This is a genomic window from Nocardioides marmoribigeumensis, assembly GCF_031458325.1.
GTDB lineage: Bacteria > Actinomycetota > Actinomycetes > Propionibacteriales > Nocardioidaceae > Marmoricola_A > Marmoricola_A marmoribigeumensis.
Genome location: NZ_JAVDYG010000001.1, coordinates 1,341,510 through 1,365,027 on the forward strand (window position 1 = coordinate 1,341,510; position 23,518 = coordinate 1,365,027).

Consider the following 23,518-nt stretch of genomic DNA (forward strand, 5'->3'; position numbering starts at 1 on the left):
ACGCCTTCGACCCCGACGGCCAGGTGTGGGCCGCGATGGAGTCCGTGGCCGGGTGGTCCGGGCGGACCGTCCTCGACGTCGGGTGCGGCACCGGCTTCCACCTGCCCCGGTTCGCGCGCTCGGCCGCCCGGGTGGTCGGCGTCGAGCCCCATCCCGACCTCGCCGCACTGGCGCGCCGTCGCGTCGCGGCCGTCGTACGCCGGGAGCCGGGGCTGGCGCCGGTCGACGTGCGCGTCGGGACGGCTCAGGACCTCCCGCTGCCGGACGCCTCGGTCGACGTCGCGCACGCCCGGTGGGCCTACTTCTTCGGACCGGGGTGCGAGCCGGGGCTGCGGGAGCTCGACCGGGTCGTGCGACGCGGCGGCACGGCGTACGTCCTCGACAACGACGGCACGCGCTCGACGTGGGGCGCCTGGTTCCGGCGCGGCTACCCGACGGTCGACCCCGACGCGGTGGAGCGGTTCTGGACGAGCCGGGGCTGGTCGCGGGTCCCGGTCCTGACCCGGTGGACGTTCGCCGACCGCGCCGAGCTGGAGGCGGTGGTGCGCATCGAGCTCGACCGGGAGACCGCGGAGGCCGTGCTCGCCGAGCACCACGGGTGCGAGGTCGACTACGCGGTCAACCTCTGGTGGCGCGACTTCTGACCGGTCGGGTCAGGCCGGGTCGGGTGGGGTCAGGTCGTGCCCCGCACGACCAGCTCCGGGGACAGGATCACGTGGGGCTCGTCGCTGGTGCGCAGCTCGAGCCGGTCCTTGAGCAGCCGGACGACCTCGACGCCGATCTGCTCCAGCGGCTGGCGCAGCGACGTCAGCCCCGGCGTCACCAGCTGGGCGGCCAGCGAGTCGTCGAACCCGACGACGCCGACCCCTCCGGGTCCCGGGTGGATCCCCCGCTCGGCCAGGGCGTGCAGCGCCCCCATGGCGACGGTGTCGCTCACGCACAGCAGGGCGGTGGGGGCCTCGGCCCGGTCGAGGAGGTCGTGGGCCGCGCGGCGGCCGTAGTCGACGGTGTCCTCGCCGCGCAGCTCCCACCCCTCGGTCGGGAGCCCGCGCTCGGTCATGCGGGCCAGCCAGCCACCGCGGCGGTCCTCGCCGATGAAGGAGGTGTCCTGCCAGCCGACCCAGGCGATGCGGCGGTGGCCACGGTCGACGAGGTGGTCCACGGCGGCGGCGACGCCGGCGTGCCCGTCGACGTCGACCCACGGGTGGGTGGCCGTCGGCTCGCCCCACGGGCGGCCGAACGCCACGAACGGCACCTGGTGCTGGTCGAGCCACGAGGCCGCCGGGTTGCCGCGGTAGGTGTCGGTGACCACGAAGGCGTCGACGGCCGCGGACTGCAGCAGGCCGTCGTAGCCGTCGAGCGGGTCGTTGACGTCCTCGGCGGTGAACAGCAGGACGTGCAGGTCGGCGGTGCGGCAGGTCTCGACCAGCGAGTGCAGGAAACGGTCCATCAGGCCGCTCGCGGTGCCCTCGAGGGCGGGCTCGACGCGCAGGCCCACCAGGTGGGAGGCGCGGGTGCGCAGGTTGCGGGCCGCGCGGTTGGGCCGGTAGCCGAGGGTCTCGATCGCCTCCTGCACGCGGGCCAGGGTGTCGGGGCGCAGCAGCTCGGGGCTGTTGAGCGCGTTGGAGACGGTCTGGCGTGAGACGCCGGCCGCCTCGGCGACGGTGGCGAGCGTCGCCACGGGACGCTGGCCGGCCATGGCACCCTCCTCCACCCCTCGGCCGGGCCCCGTCGACGCAGGATCGAGCCGCCCGTTGATCGTTCCAATCGACTCCATCGTCCTGTCTCGACGCGGCAGCCGTCAACCGCCCTGGGGGTGGGGGTGCGCGCCCCGCCGCGGTTTGTCGGAGCGCCGACCTAGGGTGCGGGTCATGGCGAAGGCGAGCAGGTCGGGTGAGCGGGCGGCCTACGTCTGCGCGGAGTGCGGCTGGGAAGCCGCCAAGTGGGTCGGCCGCTGCGGCGAGTGCCAGGCCTGGGGCAGCCTGACCGAGCGCGGGCCCGCGGGGCTCACCCCTGCCCGCCCGGTCTCGGCGCCCGCGATCCCCATCGGCCAGGTGCCGCGTGACGAGGCCCGGGCCCGCACCACCGGCGTGCCCGAGCTCGACCGCGTGCTCGGCGGCGGACTGGTCCCCGGCGTCGTCGTGCTGCTCGCCGGCGAGCCCGGGGTGGGCAAGTCCACCCTGCTCCTCGAGGTCGCCGCCCAGGTCGCCCGCGTGGGTGCGACCACCCTCTACGTCAGCGGCGAGGAGTCGGCCGCGCAGGTCCGGCTCCGCGCCGACCGCTGCGGCGGCATCCACGACCGGCTCTTCCTGGCCGCCGAGACCCAGCTGGGCGCCCTCCTCGGCCACGTCCAGGAGGTCCGGCCCGACCTGCTGGTCGTCGACTCGGTCCAGACGATCTCGGCCGAGGACGTCGACGGCGTGCCGGGCGGCGTCACCCAGGTCAAGGAGGTCACCGCCGCCCTGGTCCGTCAGGCCAAGGCCCGTGGCATCTCGACGCTGGTGGTGGGGCACGTGACCAAGGACGGCTCCATCGCCGGCCCGCGGGTGCTCGAGCACCTGGTCGACGTGGTCCTCCAGTTCGAGGGCGAGCGGTCCAGCAGCCTGCGCATGGTCCGGGCCACCAAGAACCGCTTCGGCCCGGTCGACGAGGTCGGTTGCTTCGCCCTGACCGCCGACGGCATCACCGCGGTGAGCGACCCGTCGGGGCTGTTCGTCTCCCGCCACCACCACCCCGTCCCGGGGTCCTGCATCACGGTGGCGCTCGAGGGCCGGCGCCCGCTGCCGATCGAGATCCAGGCGCTGGTGACCAGCGCCGCCGACCGGCCGCGGCGGGCCCAGACCGGGGTCGACCCCGGCCGCGCGGCGATGGTGCTCGCCGTGCTCGAGGCGCGGGCGCGCGTGCGCAGCAGCGACAGCGACGTGTTCGTCGCCACCGTCGGCGGGGCCCGGCTGCACGAGCCGGCCGGCGACCTGGCGATGGCCCTGGCCGTCGCCTCGGCCACGCGCGGCACGATCGTCCCGCCGCAGGTCGTGGCGCTCGGCGAGATCGGCCTGGCCGGCGAGCTGCGCCGGGTGCCCGATCTGCGTCCGCGGCTGATGGAGGCCGCGCGGCTCGGGTTCACCGTCGCGGTCGTCCCGCACCACAACGACGGCGGTCCCGGCACCTCCGGCCCGTTGGAGATCCCGGGCCTGCACGTCCACGGCGCCCCCGACCTGGCCGCGGCGCTGCAGGTGGTCGAGCAGGCCGGCACCTCCCGCGCTCCACGCGCCCCACGCACCGAGCTGCCCGACTTCTGAGTCCGGGGGCTGCCGCAGACCCGCATGGAGCCGTCCGTCTCCTAGAGTTGGCCCACCGAACCTCGAGCCCAGGAGACCGTGTGGCCCCCGCCGACCGCCCCGCCGACACCGAGCGGCTGCGCGCGACCCTGGCCAGCGTCGCGCCCGGCACCTCCCTGCGCGACGGGCTCGAGCGCATCCTGCGCGGACGCACCGGCGCGCTCATCGTGCTCGGCACCGACCGCACGGTCGACTCGATCTCGTCGGGCGGCTTCACCCTCGACGTGCCGTTCTCCTCCACCGGCCTGCGCGAGCTGGCCAAGATGGACGGCGCGATCATCGTCGACCGCGACATCACCCGCATCATGCGGGCCGCGGTGCACCTGATGCCCGACCAGTCGATCCACTCGGTCGAGACCGGCACCCGGCACCAGACCGCCGACCGCGTGGCCAAGATGACCGGGCTCCCCGTGGTCTCGGTGTCGCAGTCGATGCACATCATCGCGCTCTACGTCGGCGAGATCCGCTACGTCCTGGAGGACACCGGGTCGATCCTGTCCCGCGCCAACCAGGCCTTGGCCACCCTCGAGCGCTACAAGATGCGGCTCGACGAGGTGTCCACCACGCTCTCGGCCCTCGAGATCGAGGACCTGGTGACGGTGCGCGACGTCGCCGCCGTGGCCCAGCGCCTGGAGATGGTGACCCGGATCGCCAGCGAGATCGAGGACTACGTCCTCGAGCTCGGCACCGACGGCCGGCTGCTCTCCCTGCAGCTCGACGAGCTGGTCACCGGCGTCGACGCCGACCGGCAGCTCGTGGTGCGCGACTACCTCCCCACCGGCAAGCGGGCCCCCACCACCGACGACGCCCTGGCCGCGCTCGAGGCGCTCAGCCCCGCCGAGCTGGTGGACATCAACGCCGTCGCCCGCTCCCTCGGCTTGGGCACCAACGAGCTGCTCGACAACCCGGTGTCACCTCGGGGCTACCGCCTCCTGGCCCGGGTCCCCCGTCTCCCCGGCACGGTCGTCGAGCGCCTGGTCGACCACTTCGGTGGGCTGCAGAAGCTCCTCGCGGCCAGCATCGACGACCTCCAGACCGTCGAAGGGGTCGGCGAGCTCCGGGCGCGCAGCGTGCGCGAGGGCCTGTCCCGGCTGGCCGAGTCGAGCATCCTCGAGCGCTACGTCTGAGCCGCCGCGCCCGGCCGGTCAGCGTGAGGTGGGGCTCGCGCTCGTCGACGGGCTCGCCGTCGGCGTCGGCGTGCGGGTGACGGTGGGCCGCACCGCCATGCCCAGCACGAACTCCGACGACGTGGCGCGGGAGCTGCCCACCGCGATCGCCTGGGCGGTGTAGTCGCCGGGGAACACCCAGTCGGTCAGGTCGGAGCACCGGTCGTCGGAGGTGCGGCCGTTCCAGAACACCTGGACCCGGCCGGGCTTGCCCGGACGGGCGACCACGGTGCGCTCGGGCACCGCGGCGGTGCAGTCCTGGGTGGTCCACAGCGGCTCGCTGCGCCGCGGGGTGAGGAGGCGGACGATCACCGACGCCGGCGAGACCTCGAAGGTGCAGGCCGGGCTCTCGATGCTCGTCACCTCGAGCACGATGCGCACCGGCTGGGCCACGTGGGCCTCCTTGACCACCGGGGTCACCAGGACGTCGGACGGGTCGCAGGAGCCCTGCGGAGCCACGTTGCCCTTGGGCCCCGTCGGCAGCACGGTCGGGGAGAGCGGTGCGGTCGGAGCCGTGGTCAGGCTCGGCGTCACGCTCGTGCCGCTGCCCGCGGTCACGGCGGCGCCGCCCCCGTCACCGCCGCCCATGCTGAGCAACCGGGTGATCCCGAGGACCAGGAGCGCCGCGACCCCGAGGACGAGGGCCCGGCGGACCCAGTAGACGCGTCGCGGCAGCGGTCCGCGGCGCCGGGAGGGGGAGCTCGCGCTGCGGGCACGCGGGGAAGGGCGGTTCCGCTGGCTCATGGTGCTCGAGGCTAACCGGGGCGACCGGGCGTCCCGCGCAGGCGCACCGGACCCGCCCGCACCTGGCCCGCCCACGTAGGGTGACCTCGCTCATGGACCTCTCCACCGCCCCTGCCGAGGACCCCCGTCCCGACCCGACCGACCTGCACCTGCGGGTCCTCGCCTGGTACGCCGACCACGCGCGCGACCTGCCCTGGCGGCGGTCCGACGCCACGCCCTGGGGCGTGCTGGTCTCCGAGATCATGCTGCAGCAGACCCCCGTGGCCCGGGTGGCACCGGTGTGGGAGGAGTGGCTGCGCACGTGGCCCCGCCCCGCCGACCTCGCCGCCGAGCCGGCCGGGGAGGCCGTCCGGGCGTGGGGCAGGCTGGGCTACCCCCGCCGCGCCCTGCGGCTGCACGCCGCGGCCCAGGCCATCGTCGAGCAGCACGGCGGCGAGGTGCCCTCGACCTACGACGAGCTCCTGGCGCTGCCGGGGATCGGCGACTACACCGCCGCCGCGGTTGCCTCCTTCGCCTACGGGCAGCGTCACGTCGTGCTCGACACCAACGTCCGCCGGGTCCTGACCCGCGTGCTCCGCGGGGCCGAGCTGCCCTCCCCCGCCGTCACCCGCGCCGAGCGCGACCTGGCCACCGAGCACCTGCCCGACGACGACCGGACCGCCGCGGCGTGGGCGGTCGGGGTGATGGAGCTCGGGGCGCTGGTGTGCACGGCGAGCCGCCCCTCGTGCGGCCGCTGCCCCCTGGCGGACACCTGCGCCTGGCGAGCCGCCGGCCACCCGTCGTACGACGGCCCGGTGCGGAGGGCGCAGACGTGGGCCGGCACCGACCGGCAGTGCCGGGGGCGGTTGCTCGACGTGCTGCGCGCGACCGACGGCCCGGTGCCGGCGCAGGCGCTCGTGGGTGCCTGGGACGATGCCGACCAGCGCGAGCGCTGCGTCGCCTCGTTGCTCGACGACGGGCTCCTGGTCCGGCTCGAGGGGGACCGGGTCGGGCTGCCGTGACCCGGGGCCGGGCAACTGACAGCGCCTATAGTCAGTTGCATCCCGGACCGACGGAGGCCGCATGCACCAGCCGACCCTGCTCGACACAGTCCCGCACCCCTCGGTCGTGAGCGACCCGTCCACGGTCCTGGGGCGCCACTTCAGCGACCTGGTCGACGAGGCCACGCTGCGACCCGACCCGCGGCAGGTCGAGGAGTTCCGCAGCCACGCCCACTGCGCCGACCCGCTCGCCGACGACGTGGTCGAGGCGATGGCCACCGACGGCCCGACCGTCCGCGCTGCCGTCGAGGCGGCCCTCGCCCGGGGCTGCACCCCGTCCGACGACGACCCCGACCCGGTCCGCGAGCTCTTCGCCCGGACCGCGGCCACGCCGTACTGGGTGGACCTGCGCCAGGTCGAGGCCGGCCAGCGGGCCCTGGCCCGCGCCGGGATCCTGGGGCTGATGAGCCTGGGGTCGCTGGCCCTCATGGGCGGCTACCTCTCGCGCCGCAGCATCAAGCCGCTGGTGCGCACCGGCGAGCTCGACGCGATGGCGCCGCGACGCCTCACCGAGACCGCGGCGTGGTGGCTCGAGGTCACCACGCCCGGCTCGCTGCGCCCGGGCGGCAAGGGCGTCGAGTCCGTCCTGCGGGTCCGCCTGACCCACGCCCACGTGCGCCGCTGGATGCACCGGCGGCCCGACTGGGACTACGAGTCGTGGGACGCCCCGGTCAACCAGATCCAGATGGCCGGCACGCACCTGCTGTTCTCGATCGCGTGCCTCGGGGGCCTCCAGCGCCTCGGGGTGAGGTACGACGCGCGCGAGCGTGCCGCGGTCATGCACCTGTGGCGCTACGTCGGGTGGCTGATGGGGATCGAGGACGCGCTGCTGCCGGCGACCGAGGCCGACGGGTGGCGGCTGTTCTGGCTGATGGCCGCCACCGAGCTCGACCCCGACGAGGACTCCCGCGCCCTGGCCGACGCGCTGACCCGCTCCTCGGGCCTGGCCGCCGCCGACGCCCCCGACCTGGTCGTGCAGGCCGGGCTGGCCTTCAACGCCGGGATGAGCCGCTACCTGCTGGGCGACTGGGCCTGCGACGTGCTCGGGCTGCAGCGCAGCCGGGGCGGGGCCCTGGCGGTCCGGGCGTTCACCCGCGGGGTGGCCGCAGCCGAGCTCGGCCGCCGCGTCGTGCCCGGGGGCACCCGGGTCGCGGGCCTGGTGGGTGGGGCCACCCGCCGCCGGTTCATCGAGCGTGCCGCGTCGGCCCTGGACGCGGACCGCAGCTACGGCCGCGACCACCTGACCACGGCCTGACCACGGCCTGACCACCGCCTGGTCCGGGCTGACCCACCGGACGCACGAGGGGCCCGCACCGGATCGGTGCGGGCCCCTCGCGTGTGGACCGTGAGGTCGGTCAGTCGGTGGTCTCCACCGGCTCGACGTCCTCCACGCCCTCGATGACCTCCATCGGGGGCATGTCCTCGATCTGGGTGAGGTCGGTGCGCGGCCTGCCCTGGAAGGTGAAGGTCGCGGTCGGACCCTCGCCCTCCACGTCGACCAGCACGACCTGACCGGGGCCGACCTCGCCGAAGAGCATCTTCTCGGCCAGGCTGTCCTCGATCTCGCGCTGCACGGTGCGGCGCAGCGGCCGGGCACCGAGGACCGGGTCGAAGCCCCGGACCGCGAGGAGGTTCTTGGCCGCCTCGGTCAGCTCGAGCTTCATGTCGCGGTCGGCCAGTCGCTTGTCGACACCGGCCAGCATCATGTCGACCATGTGGACGATCTGCTCCTGGCTCAGCGGCGGGAAGACGATGATCTCGTCGACGCGGTTGAGGAACTCGGGCCGGAAGTGCTGCTTGAGCTCCTCGGAGACCTTGCCCTTCATCCGCTCGTAGGAGCCCGCCGCGTCACCGGCCTGCTGGAACCCGAGGTTGACCGTCTTGGCGATGTCGCGGGTGCCGAGGTTGGTGGTCATGATGATGACGGTGTTCTTGAAGTCGACCACCCGGCCCTGGGAGTCGGTCAGACGACCCTCCTCCAGGATCTGCAGCAGCGAGTTGAAGATGTCGGGGTGGGCCTTCTCGACCTCGTCGAAGAGCACCACCGAGAACGGCTTGCGGCGGACCTTCTCGGTCAGCTGGCCGCCCTCCTCGTAGCCGACGTAGCCAGGAGGCGAGCCGAACAGCCGCGAGACGGTGTGCTTCTCGGAGAACTCCGACATGTCGAGCTGGATGAGCGCGTCCTCGTCGCCGAAGAGGAACTCCGCCAGCGTCTTGGACAGCCACGTCTTGCCGACGCCCGAGGGGCCGGCGAAGATGAACGACCCGCCGGGACGCTTGGGGTCCTTGAGGCCCGCACGGGTGCGTCGGATGGCCCGGCTGAGCGCCTTGACGGCCTCCTCCTGGCCGATGACGCGCTTGTGCAGCTCGTCCTCCATGTTGAGCAGCCGCGTGGACTCCTCCTCCGACAGCTTGACGATCGGGATGCCGGTCGCGATCGCGAGGACCTCGGCGATGAGCTCCTCGTCGACCTCGGCGACGACGTCCATGTCGCCGGCCTTCCACTGCTTCTCCCGCTCGCCCTTGGCGGCGATGAGCTTCTTCTCCTCGTCGCGCAGCGACGCGGCCAGCTCGAAGTCCTGGCTGTCGATCGCCGACTCCTTGCGGCGGCGCACGTCGGCGATCTTCTCGTCGAACTCGCGCAGGTCCGGCGGGGCGGTCATGCGGCGGATGCGCAGCCGCGAGCCGGCCTCGTCGATCAGGTCGATCGCCTTGTCGGGCAGGAACCGGTCGGAGACGTAGCGGTCGGCCAGCGTCGCGGCCGAGACCAGCGCCTCGTCGGTGATGGTGACCCGGTGGTGCGCCTCGTAGCGGTCCCGCAGGCCCTTGAGGATCTCGATCGTGTGGGCGATCGAGGGCTCCTGGACCTGGATCGGCTGGAAGCGGCGCTCGAGCGCGGCGTCCTTCTCGAGGTACTTGCGGTACTCGTCGAGGGTGGTCGCGCCGATCGTCTGCAGCTCGCCGCGGGCCAGCATCGGCTTGAGGATGCTGGCGGCGTCGATCGCGCCCTCGGCGGCACCGGCCCCGACCAGCGTGTGCAGCTCGTCGATGAACAAGATGATGTCGCCGCGGGTCTTGATCTCCTTGAGCACCTTCTTGAGGCGCTCCTCGAAGTCACCGCGGTAGCGCGACCCGGCGACCAGCGCGCCGAGGTCGAGGCTGTAGATCTGCTTGTCCTTGAGCGTCTCGGGCACGTCGCCGCGCACGATCGCCTGGGCAAGACCCTCGACGCAGGCGGTCTTGCCCACGCCCGGCTCCCCGATGAGCACCGGATTGTTCTTGGTGCGTCTGGAGAGGACCTGCATGACCCGCTCGATCTCCTTCTCGCGCCCGATGACCGGGTCGAGCTTGGCCTCGCGAGCGGCCTGCGTGTAGTTGCGGCCGAACTGGTCGAGCACCAGCGAGCTCGACGGCGTGCCCTCCGGCGCGGTGCCCGCGGTCTGGGTCTCCTTGCCCTGGAAGCCCGACAGCAGCTGGATCACCTGCTGGCGCACGCGGTTGAGGTCCGCGCCGAGCTTGACCAGGACCTGGGCGGCGACGCCCTCGCCCTCGCGGATGAGCCCGAGCAGGATGTGCTCGGTGCCGATGTAGTTGTGGCCCAGCTGGAGCGCCTCCCGCAGCGACAGCTCGAGCACCTTCTTGGCGCGCGGCGTGAACGGGATGTGGCCGCTGGGTGCCTGCTGCCCCTGGCCGATGATCTCCTCGACCTGCGCACGCACGGCCTCGAGCGAGATGCCGAGGCTCTCCAGGGCCTTGGCGGCCACGCCCTCACCCTCGTGGATCAGGCCCAGAAGGATGTGCTCGGTGCCGATGTAGTTGTGGCTGAGCATCCGCGCTTCTTCCTGCGCGAGCACGACCACGCGGCGGGCCCTGTCGGTGAACCGCTCGAACATGTCTCACTCCCCTGCCTCGGAGGCTCGCGCCGTACAGGCGCGATGCCGTCCTTGCACTCTAGTAGCCCCCCGGTGGCACCGAGGGCCTTCGATGGTCCCAACGTGCAGGGTGACCAGCGGTGTTCCAGAACATGTGTTCGCGGCGAGCGAACGGGCCGCCCCGTGCAGGGACGGCCCGTCGGCGTACGGCGGCCGGAGGCGTCGGTGGGGACGCCCCGGGAGGCCTCAGTGGGCGGCGGCGTAGGCCGACCGCACCTCGGCGGAGACCCGGCCCCGCTCGGAGACCTCGAAGCCGTTCTCGCGCGCCCAGGCCCGGATGTCGGCGGCGTTCCCCGAGGCCGCGGACGATCGGGACGAGGAGGCGGACGAGCCACGGGAGGAGCCACCCCGGCGGCCACCGGTGCGGCGGGCGTGCCCGAGGTAGGGCGCGAGGGCGTTGCGCAGGCCCTCGGCGTTGGCCTCGGAGAGGTCGATCTCGTAGCTGACGCCGTCGAGGGCGAAGGACACCGTCTCGGCGGCGGGACTCTCGTCCAGGTCGTCGATCAGCTCGACATTGACGCGTTGCGCCATGGGGATTTCACCTGACCATTTCTTGAAGGGGGAACACCCGTTGGGTGGACGGGCATCGGCGATCCTAACCGCCCCCCGGATGATATTCCCACGCCGGTCGAAATCATTTCCCGCGGCCATTCCGGACGTTCGCCGGAAACAGCGTCGGAAATGATCGGGAAATAGGTCTCCCGACCCGAGAACCCCGCGTCGTCAGGCGATCAGGGCTGCTCGGGACGCAGCAGCGGGAAAAGAATCGTCTCCCGGATCCCGGCCCCGGTGAGCAGCATCACCAGCCGGTCGACACCGAGACCGAGACCGCCGGCGGGCGGCATTCCGTATTCCATCGCTTTGAGGAAGACCTCGTCGAGGTCCATCGCCTCGGGATCGCCCTTGGCGGCGAGAAGGGACTGCTCGGTGAGCCGCTCGCGCTGGATCACCGGGTCGTTGAGCTCGGTGTAGGCCGGCGCCAGCTCAACCCCGTTGATGATCAGGTCGAAGGCCTCGACCAGGCCGGGCTTGGACCGGTGCCTCTTGGCCAGGGGACGCACCGACTCGGGGTAGTCCTCGACGAAGGTCGGCTGCACCAGGGTGTGCTCGACGAGCTGCTCGTAGAGCTCGAGGAGGATCTCGCCGGCGTTCCAGTGGGGCTGCAGGTCGATCTCGCGCTCGTCGGCGATCTCGCGCAGCCGCTCCGCCGGCGTCTCGACGTCGACCTCGAGGCCGAGGGCGTCGGAGACCAGGTCGATCAGCCCGGCCGAGCGCCACGGCTTCTCCAGGTCGATGTCCTCGCCGTTGCGCCCGCTCACGACCGTGCGGCCGACGGCGCGGGCGGCGTCCAGCACGATCGCGCGGGTGAGGTCCTTCATCGACTCGATGTCGCCGTAGGCCTGGTAGGCCTCCAGCATCGCGAACTCGGCGGCGTGGGTGGAGTCCAGACCCTCGTTGCGGAACGTGCGGCCGATCTCGTAGACGCGGTCGACCCCGCCGATCATCGCCTTCTTGAGGTCGAGCTCGATCGCGATGCGCAGCAGCATCGGCTGGTCGAAGGCGTTGAGGTGGGTGCGGAAGGGACGCGCGGCGGCCCCGCCGTTGGTGAGCTGGAGGATCGGGGTCTCCACCTCGATGAACCCGCGGTCGTCGAGGGTGCGGCGGATGGAGCGCAGGACGGTGGCCTTGGTGCGCACCATCTGGCGGCTCTCGGGGTTGACGATCATGTCGACGTAGCGCAGCCGGACCCGTGCCTCGTCGGAGAGCGGGCGGTGCTCGTTGGGCAGCGGCCGCAGGGCCTTGCTCACCATCGACCAGCCGGTCGCCTGCACCGAGAGCTCGCCGCGGCGGCTGGTCACGACCTCGCCGGTCACCCCGACGAAGTCGCCGATGTCGACCAGGTGCTTCCACTCCTCGAGCGCCTGCTCCCCGACCTCGGCGAGCGACAGCATCGCCTGGATCTCGGCGCCCGCGCCCTCGCGCAGCCGCGCGAAGCAGAGCTTGCCGGTGTTGCGGACGTGGATCACGCGGGCCACGACCGAGACCACGTCACCGGTGCGGGTGTCGGGCTCGAGGTCCTGGCCGTCGTAGGTCTCGCGCAGCTCGGCGATCGTGTGCGTGCGCTCCACGGTGTTGGGGTAGGCCGACCCACCGGCCTCCAGGATCCGCGCGCGCTTGGCCTTGCGCACCGCGACCTGCTCGGGGTCGTCGTGGTGCGCGGGCGCGCCGGAGCCGTTGGAGCCAGGGGAGGTCATGGGCGCAATCCTAGGAGTTGCGGGCGAAGGCGATCTCCAGGCCCAGCAGCGTGAGCCACGGCTCGTGGACGGTCACGCTCGCGCACTCGTCGACCACCCCCGGAGCCAGGCCGCCGGTGGCGATCACCGTGACGTCGTCGGCCTGCAGGCCGAGCTCGGCGGTCATGCGGGCGACCATCCCGTCGACCTGGGAGGCGAAGCCGTAGAGCGCCCCGCTCTGCAGGGCCTCGACGGTGTTCTTGGCGATCACCGACCGCGGCCGCTGCAGCTCGACCTTGCGCAGCTGGGCCCCGCGCCGGCCGAGGGCCTCGAGGCTGATCGCGATGCCGGGCGAGATCGCGCCGCCGACGTACTCCCCCTTGGCCGAGACCACGTCGAAGGTCGTGGCGGTGCCGAAGTCGACCACGATCGCCGGCCCGGGGTGGAGCTCGGCGGCCGCGATCGCGTTGACGATCCGGTCCGAGCCGACCTCGCGGGGGTTGTCCATGCGGACCGGCAGGCCCGTGCGGACGCCGGTCTCGACGACCACGTGCGGGACGGCGGGGAAGTGCCCGACCAGCATCTGGCGCCACTCCTGCAGCACGGCCGGCACCGAGGAGCACACCGCGACCCCCCGCAGCACGACGTCGCTGGGCAGGAGCGCGTGCAGCAGCACACCCCACTCGTCGGAGGTGCGGCGCTCCTCGGTCGCCACGCGCCAGTGCGCCGTCACCTCCCCGTCGGCCACGAGACCCACGGTCGTGTGGCTGTTGCCGATGTCGGCGCAGAGCAGCGGCTCGGCCGCAGCCGCTCCAGGACCCGGGGCGCTCACGGCCGGAGGTCCATCGCGACGTCGAGGACCGGCGCGGAGTGGGTGAGCGCGCCGATCGCGAGGTAGTCGACGCCGGTCGCCGCCACCTCGCGCGCGCGGTCGAGGGTGAGCCCGCCGGACGCCTCCAGCCGCGCCCGACCGGCCGTGACGCGGACCGCCTCGGCCATCGTCGCGGTGTCCATGTTGTCGAGCAGGATCTCGTCGGCACCGACGGCGAGCAGCTCGCGCAGCTGGTCGAGGGTGGTCACCTCGACCTGCACGGGCAGGCCCGGGTAGGTCGCGGAGACCGCGTGGAAGGCGGCCACCACCCCGCCGGCGGCGAGGACGTGGTTGTCCTTGACCAGCGCCTGGTCCGACAGCGAGGTGCGGTGGTTGGTGCCGCCGCCGCAGCGGACGGCGTACTTCTCCAGCAGGCGGAAGCCGGGCGTGGTCTTGCGGGTGTCGCGGATCCTGGCACGCGTGCCGCCGACCGCGCCGACCCACCGGGCCGTCGCCGTGGCCACCCCGGACAGGTGGCACAGGTAGTTGAGCGCGGTGCGCTCGGCGGTGAGGAGCAGTCGGGTCGGGCCCGTCGCCGTGAGCAGCACGTCGCCCCTGGCGACCCGGTCGCCGTCGGCGCGGTGGCGCTCGACGCGGACCGCGTCGCCCACGACGAGCCGGAACACGACCTCGGCGACCGCGAGGCCGGCGACGACCCCGTCGGCGCGGGCGACCAGGTCGGCCGTGGCGACCGCGTCGGCGGGGATCGTCGCCACGCTGGTGACGTCCTCCGACGGGCAGTCCTCGGCCAGCGCGCGGGACACGTGCGCCAGCACCTCGCGCGCGTCGAGGCCCTCCTCGGTCAGCTCGGCGACCAGGGCGCGGGGCAGCTGGGTCATGCAGGCACCTCCTGCGGCGTCGGGTGCGGCGTGGGGTGGAAGACGAGGGCCGGCCGCCCGGCCTCCAGGCGTACGTCGACGTGCCCCGACCAGCGCGCGTCGTCGCGCTCGGGATGGTCCTCGCGCCAGTGGGAGCCCCGGGTCTCGCACCGCAGCTGGGCGGCTCCGGCGAGCGCGAGGCCGAGGCTCGCGAGGTTGGTCGTCTCCCACGCCCCGACACCGGCACCTCCGGCGGGGGCGGCGAGCACCGCGCCGAGGGCGTCCTCGGCGAGGTCGAGACCCTCGTCGTTGCGCAGGACGCCGGCGCGCTCGGTCATCACGTGCTGGACGGTCGGCCTGGCCGCGGCGTCGACCAGGCCCTGCGCCCGTGGGTCGACCGCGGGGTCGCGGCGCGGCGGCAGCCCCTCGGCGGCGAGGTGGGCGGCGATGCGGCGGGAGAGCACCAGCCCCTCGAGCAGCGAGTTGGAGGCGAGGCGGTTGGCGCCGTGGACGCCGGAGCAGGCGACCTCGCCGGTGGCGAAGAGCCCGGGGACGTCGGTCCGGCCGAGCAGGTCGGTGGCCACGCCGCCGCTGGCGTAGTGGCAGGCGGGGGCGACCGGCACCAGCTCGGTCATCGGGTCGATCCCGTGGGAGCGGCAGGACGCCAGGACCGTCGGGAAGTGGTGGGCCCAGGCCTCCGGGGAGAAGTGCCGGGCGTCGAGCCACACGTGCTCCGCGCCGGTCTCGCGCACGCGCCGCATGATCGCCTTGGCCACGACGTCGCGAGGGGCGAGGTCGGCCAGGTCGTGGACACCCTGCATGAACCGCGCACCGGTGTCGTCGACGAGGAAGGCGCCCTCCCCGCGCAGGGCCTCCGAGACCAGCGGCTGCTGCCCTCGTGCCTGGTCCCCGAGCCACAGCACGGTCGGGTGGAACTGCACGAACTCCAGGTCGCGCAGGGTCGCTCCGGCGCGCAGCGCCAGCGCCATCCCGTCACCGGTGGAGACGGCCGGGTTGGTGGTCGCGGAGTAGAGCTGGCCGAGGCCGCCGCTGGCCAGGACGACGGCGCGGCACAGCACGGCCCCGACCCCGTCGCGCTGCCCCTCCCCCATCACGTGCAGCGTCAGGCCGGCCAGCCCGCCGCCCTCGCCGGGGACCAGGTCGAGCGCGAGCGCGTGGGGCTGCACGACGATGTCCGGCGCCGCCTCGACCGCGGCCACGAGGGCGCGCTGGATCTCCGCACCCGTGGCGTCGGCGGCGTGGGCGATGCGGTTGCGGTGGTGGCCGCCCTCGCGGGTCAGGGACAGCTCGCCGGCGGGCGTGTGGTCGAACTGGGTGCCGAGGGCGATCAGCTCGCGCACCGCGTCCGGCCCCTCGGTCACCAGGGCGCGGACCGCCTCCACGTCGCACAGCCCGGCACCCGCGACGAGGGTGTCGGCGAGGTGCTGCTCGGGGGTGTCGCCCGGTCCGAGCGCCGCGGCGATCCCGCCCTGCGCCCAGCGGGTCGAGCCGGCCGAGAGGTCGTCCTTGGTCACCACCATGACGCTGCCGAGCCCGGCCTCGCGGATGCGCAGCGCGGCGGTCAGCCCGGCGATGCCGGACCCGACGACCACGACGTCGGCGTACGTCGTCCAGCCCGGCGCGGGCGCCGCCAGTCGTGCGGGGATCACGCTGGGACGGTATCGCCGCGCAGCAGGCCCGAGCCGGCGGGGACGTCCGCGGGGTCGGTGCCCAGCGTGACGACCTTGTTGTCCTCGTCGACGAAGACGACGTGCGGCTGGAGCTCGCGCGCCTCGTCGGTGGTCACCTGCGCGTAGGCGATGAGGATGACGACGTCGCCGGGGTGCACCAGGTGGGCGGCGGCGCCGTTGATGCCGATGACGCCCGAGCCGCGCGGCCCGGCGATCGTGTAGGTCTCCAGCCGGGCCCCGTTGGTCACGTCGACGATGTGCACGAGCTCGCCGGGCAGGAGGTCGGCGGCGTCGAGCAGGTCCTCGTCGACGGTGACCGAGCCGACGTAGTGCAGGTCGGCCTGCGTGACCGTGGCGCGGTGGATCTTGCTCTTCATCATCGTGCGCAGCATCAGCGTGCTCCTAGGACGATCGGGGTGTTGTCGATCAGGCGGGTCGTGCCCACGCGCGCGGCGACGAGCAGGCGGGCGGGTCCCGAGGGAGGTGGTGCGTGGAGGTCGGGCGCGGTGAGGGCGAGGTAGTCGACGGCCACCTCCGGTCGGGCCTCGAGCACCGCCCGCGCGGCGGCGAGCACGGCCTCGGCGCCGTGCGCCTCCTGCTGCGCGCCGGCGCGCAGCGCGGCGGAGAGGGCGAGCGCGGTCTGCCGGTCGTCGCCGGAGAGGTAGCGGTTGCGGCTCGACAGCGCGAGGCCGTCGGCCTCACGGACGGTCGTGGCGCCGTGCACCTGCACGCCGAGGCACAGGTCGGCAGCCATGCGGCGGATCAGGACGAGCTGCTGGTAGTCCTTCTCGCCGAAGACCCCGACGTCGGGCCGGACCAGGCCGAACAGCTTGGCGACCACGGTCAGCACGCCCCGGAAGTGGGTCGGCCGGACCGCACCCTCGAGCACCGAGCCGAGCGGTCCCGGGTCGAGCGTCACCTCGGGCTCGCCGCCGGGGTAGACCTCCTCGGCCGTCGGGGCGAACACCACGTCGGCCCCCTCGGCCCGGCACACCTCGAGGTCGGCCTCGAAGGTGCGGGGGTAGCGGTCGAGGTCCTCCCCCGCCCCGAACTGCAGCGGGTTGACGAAGATCGAGACCACCACGGCCCCGCCCGGCCGGAGGGCGGCCCGGGCGTCGCGCACCAGGCTCGCGTGGCCGTCGTGCAGGGCGCCCATCGTCGGCACGAGCACGACGTGTCCGCCGGCGGCGCGCACGGGTGCGAGCGCGTCGTCGAGCTCCTCGCGGGTCCGGACGACCCGGGGGGTGGTCTCGACAGGCTCGACCACCGGAGGGGTCACGCAGTCACCTTCTCGAGGGCGTCGTTGAGGACGCCCACGAGCTTGGCCGCGCGGATCGGCAGCAGGCGGCCGTCCAGGACGGCGGAGTTGGCGGTCGCGCGCGCCAACGCGACGTAGGACGGGATGGTGTCGGGCGCGGTGCGGGCCATCACCTCGAGGTGGGCGCGCACGGTCTCGACGTCGCCGCGGACGATCGGGCCGGTCAGGGCCGCGTCGCCCATCGTCAGCGCGTTGTCCAGCGCCGCGGTGAGCAGCGGGCGGAGGGTGGCGGCCGGGTCCTCGGCCCCCGACTCCCGCAGCAGGCCCATCGCCTGGGTCACCAGCGTGACCAGGTGGTTGGCGCCGTGGGCCAGGCCCGCGTGGTAGAGCGACCGCTTCTCCTCGGGCACGGCGACCAGCCGTCCGGCGAGCGCGTCGACCAGGGACTGCGCCAGACGGGCCGTGTCGTCGGCGTCGGTGGTGACGCCGAACGCGCACCCGGGCAGCCGGTCGAGGTCGAGGGGCGTGCCGGTGAAGGTCATCGCGGGGTGCAGCGCGAGCGGGCGGGCCCCGACCCGGCGTACGGCGGCGAGGACCGCGAGCCCGTGGCGGCCGGAGGTGTGGGCGACGTACTGGCCGGCCCGCAGGGCGCCGGAGGCGGCGAGCTGGACCGCGACGTTCTCGAGCATGTCGTCGGGGACGGTCAGCAGGAGCAGGTCGCAGGAGCGCGCGACCGAGGTGGGCTTGGCCGTGGCCACCCCGGGGAGCAGCACCTCGGCGCGGGCGCGCGAGGCGTCGGACTCGGCGGCCACGGCGGTGACGTGGGCACCGGCGGCCCGCAGCGCGGCGCCCAGCACCGCGCCCACTCGGCCGGCGCCGACGACGCCCACGCGCAGCGAGGGGACAGCAGGGGTGACCAGGTCGGTCATGTGTCATCACCTTTCGTTCCAGTCCCGCGAGGGGTACCGGACTACTTGCCTGACCCGAAAAGCGTAGGTGCGGACCACCGGCCGCGTCAGCGGTATACCCGCGTGGGCTGCCTCACACCCACCCTCACACCCACCCTCACACCCACCCTCACACCCACCGGGAGGCGATCGCCGGACGGGCGGCGCGTTCGCGGGACACCGGCCGCGGATTCGTCTAGACCAGAGCCGGGTGACCGCCCCCCGAAGGAAAAAGTCCGGCTCCCCCGCCGGAGATGGTCATCTGGGACTACTCCCTCACCCAGGATGAGTAGTACGTTCGGGTCACTCGGGACGTTGGTCCCGCGTCGCTGTGACTCAAGACCCAGGAACTTGGGCCCTTTCGCTGACGAACGTCCCGAACCCCGCCTATCGTGACGGAACCGCCTCCTCCGGCTCGCCGGGGAACGGAGCCGTGGGAGTGGGTCCCGGAGGCACAGCGCACGTGTCCCCTCGACGTGCGTCACCCGATGCTTGGGAGGGCATCAGCCATGAAGAAGCTTCTGTGCACCGTCGCCGCGAGCCTCGTCGCCGGCCTCGTCGTCGTCGCCCCCTCGACCCCCGCCGAGGCCCGGGGCTCGATGAACATCCGGGTCGGGACCTTCAACGTGCTGACCGTCAGCATGGACACCACCGACGGCAACCGTCGTCCGTGGCGTGACCGCCGCGGCACCATCATCCGGCAGGTCCTCGACGAGCGCCTCGACGTCCTCGGCGCGCAGGAGATCAACCAGGGCAAGTACTTCCGCGCCCGCCTGGTCGACGGGATCACGCAGATGACCGACCTGCGCAACGGCCTCAACAAGGCCGGCGGCACCTACGCCCTGACCAACACCGCCGGATTCAACTGCGTGGACCCCAGCACGAACTACAAGTGCACCTACCGGTACCGCGCCGCCTCCGGCGACAACCGGATCCTCTACAACACCAGCAAGCTCAGGCTGGTCAGGCAGGGCACGTACAAGTACCGCAACCAGGGCTCCACGTTCACGTCCTACCTGCCCTGGGCGACCTTCCGCACCCGCGCCACGGGCTACGAGTTCACCTTCGCCAGCACCCACCTGACCACCACCAGCGACAGCCTCCGCCGCGCCCAGTGGAGCGAGCTGATCAAGAAGATGACCTACCTGCGCGACCACTACGCCCGGCCGGTCATGGTGGTGGGGGACTTCAACGCCCAGAAGTTCAGCAAGATCGCCGAGATCTACCTGCCGGCGATGCGTCGGGCGGGCTTCGGCGACGTCACCGGGCAGCAGGCCTACGAGAGCCGGATCACCCGTCCCCGGGCCCAGCGCCGGATCAACGGGTTCATCAACTCGTGGAACCGCATGGACCGCAACGTGAAGAACTACAGCTACTACGACGACCGCACCCGCATGGGGAACACGATCGACTACATCTTCGCCTCCAACGCGCTGGCGGTCCCGGAGTACAAGCTCTGCCTCAACTACGGCAGCGACCTGCAGGTCAACGGCGTCATGCCCTCCGACCACAACATGCTCAGGGCCACCATCACCCTGGGCTGACGCGCCGCCCTCACCCGTCCGTCCCACCGGTCGCCTCGCGGGTAGGATGATCGCCGCCCCGCCCCCGAGCCCGGAGTGTCGATGTCCGATCAAGCAGTGCCCGACCGCGAGCCCGGCCGGCAGGCTCTCGTGCTCGTCTCGGGCTCGGGACGCAGCGGCACCAGCACGGTGGCCGGGACGCTGAAGAAGCTCGGCCTGGCCGTCCCGCAGCCGGAGATCGCCCCCGACGAGACCAACCCGCGCGGCTACTTCGAGCCGGCCTGGGTGGTCGACTTCCAGAAGCGCACTCTCGCCGACGCCGAGGTCAAGACCAACGACGCGCGACCCGACGCCGCGTCGCTGGTGCACCCGGCGCTGGTCGAGCGCCGCGACGAGCTCGAGCGCTGGCTCCGGGGCCAGCTGGACTCCGACCTGGCGGGTCGCGACGTCGTGGTCAAGGACCCCCGGTCGTTCTGGCTCATGCCGCTGTGGCGCGAGGTCGTCGACTCGGTGGGGCTCCGGCTGAGCTCGCTGACCATGCTCCGCCACCCTGCGGAGGTGGCCGGCTCCCGCGAGCTGCACTACCTCAAGGGCGCCGACGAGGAGCTCCGCCGGGCGCGCGAGGTCGGCAACGTCGCCGGGTGGCTCAACGCGGTGCTGATCCAGGAGGACCTGACCCGCGACATGTCCCGCACCTTCGTGCCCTACGCCGACCTGATCAGCGACTGGCGCGCGGCGGCCTCGCGCATCGCGACCCAGCTCCAGCTGCCCTACGACGTGCCGGCCCCCTCCCAGCACCACGAGGTCGACGACTTCATCGACGCCAACCTGCGCCGCTCGCAGCGCCAGTGGTCCGACCTCGACGTGCCCGTCGCGCTCGTCGACCTGGCCGAGACGACGTGGCAGGCCATGAACGCCCTCGTCTCCGACCCCGCCGACGCAGCAGCGCTGCGCGACATCGACGCCGCGCGCGAGGGCTACGCCGAGCTGCACCGCCAGGCCGCCGCGATCGTGCAGGACGACACCGCCGCCCGGGTGCGGCAGGCGCGCCGCGAGACCAGGCGCAAGCTCAACCAGAAGCACCGCGCCCAGCTCGCCGAGCTCGGGCGGGGGCCCGGCGACACCGCCCACACCGCGCGCCGGGCGGTCCGCAAGGCGCTGGGCCGGTTGCGCGGGCCGGGCGGCTGACCGTGCCCCGTGACCTCATCGGTGCGGTGCGCCGCCGCGCCGCGCTGCGCACCCGCCTCCGCGAGCAGCAGGAGCGGTGGCACACCACCCGCAAGTCCTCCCGCTACGCCAGGCGCCGCCAGCGGCCGGTCGAGACCGGCACGGTCTTCTACGAGTCGTTCTTCGGCAACGGCATGCTGGACAACCCGGAGGCGATCTTCCGCCACCTCCTGACCCGCACCGACCTGCCTCGCCTCCGGCACGTGTGGGCCCTGGACGACCTCTCCCGCCACCAGGAGGTCCAGGCCGAGTTCGCCGGGCGCGACGACGTCAGCTTCGTGCGCGTCGACTCGCTGGCCTACTGGGAGACGCTCGCCAAGGCGCAGTACGTCATCACCAACCAGACGCTGCCGCAGCTCTACGCCAAGCGCGACGGGCAGGTCTACCTCAACACCTGGCACGGCGTCCCGATCAAGCACATGGGTCGCGACATGGCCGGGGTCGGCCGCTCGCACTCCCGCAACGTGGTGCGCAACTTCCTCAACGCCGACTACCTCGTGTCCACCTCGCCCTACATGACCGACACGATGTACCGCCACGCCTATCGCCTGCAGGGCATCTACCGCGGCACGGTGCTCGAGATGGGCCAGCCGCGGATGGACCTGCTCACCGCAGCCGTCTCCGACCCGGCGGGGACGCGAGCGACCCTGGAGGCCGCGGGCCTGCGGATCGGTGACCGCAAGGTCGTGCTCTTCGCGCCCACGTGGCGCGGCAAGGACTTCGGGCACCCCGAGGACGACTCCGCGGACCTCCTGGCCACGGTGGCCAGGCTGCAGGAGGCGGCCGACGACCTCGGCCACGTCGTGCTGCTCAAGGTCCACCAGGCGGCCTACGAGCTCGTGCGCGGGTCGCTGCCGCCGGGGTCGGAGCACGTCCTGGTGCCCAACGACCTGGCCACCAACACCGTGCTGGGCGCGACCGACCTCCTGGTCAGCGACTACTCCAGCATCGTCATCGACTTCCTGGTGACCGGTCGTCCGGTCGTGCACTACGTCCCCGACCTCGAGGACTACTCCGACCAGCGGGGCCTCTACCTCACCCAGGACGAGCTCCCGGGCCCGGTGGTCGCCGACCACGACGGGCTCGTCGCCGCGGTGACCGAGGCCATCGCGGCCGGCCCGACCTCACCGCGGTCCCAGCAGGCCGCGGCCCGCTTCAGCGGTCCGGCGGACGGCAGGGTGAGCGCACGCATCGTGGACGTGGTCTTCGGCGGGGCGTCCGCCGACGCCGGCGCCGACTACGTCCTCAAGCGGGACTTCGTCGACCCTGCCAAGGAGAGGCTGCTGATCCACTGCGGCAGCATGAAGTCGATGGGCATCACGACCTCGGCCCTCAACCTGCTGCGCAACCTCGACTACGACAAGTACGACGTCACCGTCTTCTGGCCGCACATCCCCGGACGCGACCGCGCCAAGAACATCGCCGTGGTCGACGACCGGGCCCGCCCGCTGCCGAGGGCCCTGACCTACATCGGCACCCGGCGACAGGTGCGGCAGGAGACCGACGTCGCCATGCAGCGCGGCGCCGCCAACCGGCTCAACCCCGGGCACGACCAGTTCTGGCGGACCGAGTGGCAGCGGGTCTTCGGCGACGCCCGCTTCGACCACCTCATCGACTTCAGCGGCTACGGCTGCTACTCCCCCTTCGTCTTCTCGGCGACCGAGGCCACGCACCGCTCGATCTGGCTGCACAGCGAGATGGTGGCCGACCTCGACCGCGTGATCGAGAAGCACGAGGTCGACCGGCTGAGCCCGGTCTTCACGACCTACCGCTTCTTCGACCACCTGGTCTCGGTCTCGCCCCAGCTGCGCGACATCAACCGGCTCGCGCTGGCGGCGTACGCCCCTCCGGAGAAGTTCCACTACGCGCTCAACACCATCGACGGCGACCACATCCTGGAGCTCTCCACCCATGCGTTCTGGGGCGACGCGGTCTTCGGCCCGCCCGGGAGCTCCACCAGCGGCTCGGCGGTCGACGACGACGAGGCAGCAGCCGCTGCCGAGGAGGCGGAGCAGCGCGAGGAGGAGCAGGACGACCCCGAGATGGGCGAGACGCCCACCACGGTGCAGGAGCTGGAGTCCGCGGAGAACCGCGAGGGCGGCGTGCCCTCACCCGAGGACCAGCCCGGCCTGCCGGGGGCGGGCGACCGGCCGCACCGCCTGCGTCCGGTCCGTGAGCCCGGCACCACCCTGTTCATCACCGTGGGCCGGCTGTCGCTGGAGAAGAACCACGTCCGGCTCGTCGACGCCTTCGCGCGTGTGCACGCCGACCACCCCGACACCCGGCTGTGGATCGTCGGAGGCGGCAAGCTGGAGGGCACGGTGCGCGAGCGCATCACCCACCACGGCCTCGACCGCGTCGTCCACATGACCGGCCAGGTGGCCAACCCCTACAAGTTCATGGCCAAGGCCGACTGCTTCGTGCTGTCCAGCGACTACGAGGGCCAGCCCGTCGTGATCCTCGAGGCGCGGGTGCTGGGGCTGCCGGTCATCAGCACGGCGTTCGCCTCCGTCGGCGACTCCATCCCCGACGGAGCCGGGCTGGTGGTCCCGCAGTCCGTCGACGGCGTCGCCGACGGCATGGAGCGCTTCCTCGCCGGCGAGGTGCACGCCAAGGTGCTCGACCACCACGACTACAACCGCCGCGCGATCGAGCAGTTCGAGCGTGCCATCCACGGCCGGCACGGCCACGACGACGACGAGGACTGACGAGGACTGACGCGAGCCGTC

19 protein-coding genes are annotated in these 23,518 nt (G+C 73.0%); 8 read left to right on the plus strand and 11 right to left on the minus strand.

The features are described 5' to 3' along the window. Positions 1-35 precede the first annotated feature (35 nt). The gene (locus J2S63_RS06485) at positions 36-644 is read left to right on the plus strand and encodes a class I SAM-dependent methyltransferase (protein ID WP_310300141.1); all 609 of its coding nucleotides are present in this window, start codon (positions 36-38) and stop codon (positions 642-644) included. 29 nt (positions 645-673) lie between these two features. Here the strand turns inward: J2S63_RS06485 and J2S63_RS06490 are convergent, their stop codons facing one another. After that, positions 674-1,699, minus strand: coding sequence for a LacI family DNA-binding transcriptional regulator (locus tag J2S63_RS06490; protein ID WP_310300144.1), 1,026 nt, complete (start codon positions 1,697-1,699; stop codon positions 674-676). A gap of 172 nt (positions 1,700-1,871) precedes the next feature. Between J2S63_RS06490 and radA the strand changes: the two genes are divergently transcribed. Both radA and disA read left to right on the plus strand, forming a co-directional pair. Continuing rightward, positions 1,872-3,299, plus strand: coding sequence for a DNA repair protein RadA (gene radA / locus J2S63_RS06495; protein ID WP_310300147.1), 1,428 nt, complete (start codon positions 1,872-1,874; stop codon positions 3,297-3,299). Between the two features lie 80 nt (positions 3,300-3,379). Next, complete coding sequence (gene disA, locus J2S63_RS06500; protein WP_310300150.1) at positions 3,380-4,465, plus strand: DNA integrity scanning diadenylate cyclase DisA; 1,086 nt, start codon at positions 3,380-3,382, stop codon at positions 4,463-4,465. An 18-nt stretch (positions 4,466-4,483) separates the two neighbouring features. Here disA and J2S63_RS06505 read toward each other — a convergent pair whose 3' ends face one another. Further along, positions 4,484-5,248, minus strand: coding sequence for a hypothetical protein (locus J2S63_RS06505; protein ID WP_310300152.1), 765 nt, complete (start codon positions 5,246-5,248; stop codon positions 4,484-4,486). 92 nt (positions 5,249-5,340) lie between these two features. Between J2S63_RS06505 and J2S63_RS06510 the strand changes: the two genes are divergently transcribed. Then, positions 5,341-6,249, plus strand: a complete 909-nt coding sequence (locus J2S63_RS06510; protein WP_310300154.1) for an iron-sulfur binding domain-containing protein — start codon at positions 5,341-5,343, stop codon at positions 6,247-6,249. Between the two features lie 61 nt (positions 6,250-6,310). Continuing rightward, positions 6,311-7,543, plus strand: coding sequence for an oxygenase MpaB family protein (locus J2S63_RS06515; protein WP_310300155.1), 1,233 nt, complete (start codon positions 6,311-6,313; stop codon positions 7,541-7,543). A gap of 100 nt (positions 7,544-7,643) precedes the next feature. On the opposite strand, the gene J2S63_RS06520 is transcribed toward J2S63_RS06515, so the two are convergent. The 9 genes from J2S63_RS06520 to J2S63_RS06560 all read right to left on the minus strand — a co-directional run bounded on the left by J2S63_RS06520 (position 7,644) and on the right by J2S63_RS06560 (position 18,021). Further along, on the minus strand, positions 7,644-10,181 hold the full coding sequence (locus J2S63_RS06520; protein WP_310300158.1) for an ATP-dependent Clp protease ATP-binding subunit: 2,538 nt from the start codon (positions 10,179-10,181) through the stop codon (positions 7,644-7,646). 225 nt (positions 10,182-10,406) lie between these two features. Then, the gene (locus J2S63_RS06525) at positions 10,407-10,751 is read right to left on the minus strand and encodes a histone-like nucleoid-structuring protein Lsr2 (protein ID WP_310300161.1); all 345 of its coding nucleotides are present in this window, start codon (positions 10,749-10,751) and stop codon (positions 10,407-10,409) included. A 200-nt stretch (positions 10,752-10,951) separates the two neighbouring features. Next, positions 10,952-12,475 carry a lysine--tRNA ligase gene (gene lysS / locus J2S63_RS06530; protein ID WP_310300164.1) on the minus strand — a complete coding sequence of 508 codons (1,524 nt, stop codon included), beginning with the start codon at positions 12,473-12,475 and terminating at the stop codon, positions 10,952-10,954. Between the two features lie 10 nt (positions 12,476-12,485). After that, positions 12,486-13,286 carry a type III pantothenate kinase gene (locus J2S63_RS06535; RefSeq protein ID WP_310300166.1) on the minus strand — a complete coding sequence of 267 codons (801 nt, stop codon included), beginning with the start codon at positions 13,284-13,286 and terminating at the stop codon, positions 12,486-12,488. Continuing rightward, positions 13,283-14,164, minus strand: a complete 882-nt coding sequence (nadC, locus tag J2S63_RS06540; protein ID WP_310300168.1) for a carboxylating nicotinate-nucleotide diphosphorylase — start codon at positions 14,162-14,164, stop codon at positions 13,283-13,285. Before nadC ends, J2S63_RS06535 begins: the two co-directional genes overlap by 4 nt. After that, complete coding sequence (locus J2S63_RS06545) at positions 14,161-15,813, minus strand: L-aspartate oxidase (protein ID WP_310300171.1); 1,653 nt, start codon at positions 15,811-15,813, stop codon at positions 14,161-14,163. Before J2S63_RS06545 ends, nadC begins: the two co-directional genes overlap by 4 nt. After that, complete coding sequence (gene panD / locus J2S63_RS06550; protein ID WP_310300173.1) at positions 15,810-16,226, minus strand: aspartate 1-decarboxylase; 417 nt, start codon at positions 16,224-16,226, stop codon at positions 15,810-15,812. The genes J2S63_RS06545 and panD overlap by 4 nt, the downstream gene beginning before the upstream one ends. Next, complete coding sequence (gene panC / locus J2S63_RS06555) at positions 16,226-17,113, minus strand: pantoate--beta-alanine ligase (protein ID WP_310300176.1); 888 nt, start codon at positions 17,111-17,113, stop codon at positions 16,226-16,228. Before panC ends, panD begins: the two co-directional genes overlap by 1 nt. After that, positions 17,110-18,021 (minus strand): Rossmann-like and DUF2520 domain-containing protein, encoded by a 912-nt coding sequence (locus J2S63_RS06560; RefSeq protein ID WP_310300178.1) that lies wholly within the window; start codon positions 18,019-18,021, stop codon positions 17,110-17,112. The genes panC and J2S63_RS06560 overlap by 4 nt, the downstream gene beginning before the upstream one ends. A 527-nt stretch (positions 18,022-18,548) precedes the next feature. On the opposite strand from J2S63_RS06560, the gene J2S63_RS06565 reads away from it, so the two are divergent. The 3 genes from J2S63_RS06565 (at position 18,549) to J2S63_RS06575 (ending at position 23,497) form a co-directional block, all read left to right on the plus strand. Then, entirely contained in the window at positions 18,549-19,583 is a 1,035-nt protein-coding gene (locus J2S63_RS06565; RefSeq protein ID WP_310300181.1) for an endonuclease/exonuclease/phosphatase family protein, read from the plus strand. 81 nt (positions 19,584-19,664) lie between these two features. After that, the gene (locus tag J2S63_RS06570) at positions 19,665-20,750 is read left to right on the plus strand and encodes a sulfotransferase family protein (protein WP_310300184.1); all 1,086 of its coding nucleotides are present in this window, start codon (positions 19,665-19,667) and stop codon (positions 20,748-20,750) included. Positions 20,751-20,752: 2 nt separating this feature from the next. Beyond that, positions 20,753-23,497, plus strand: a complete 2,745-nt coding sequence (locus J2S63_RS06575; protein ID WP_310300187.1) for a CDP-glycerol glycerophosphotransferase family protein — start codon at positions 20,753-20,755, stop codon at positions 23,495-23,497. The last annotated feature ends 21 nt before the right edge of the window (positions 23,498-23,518 follow it).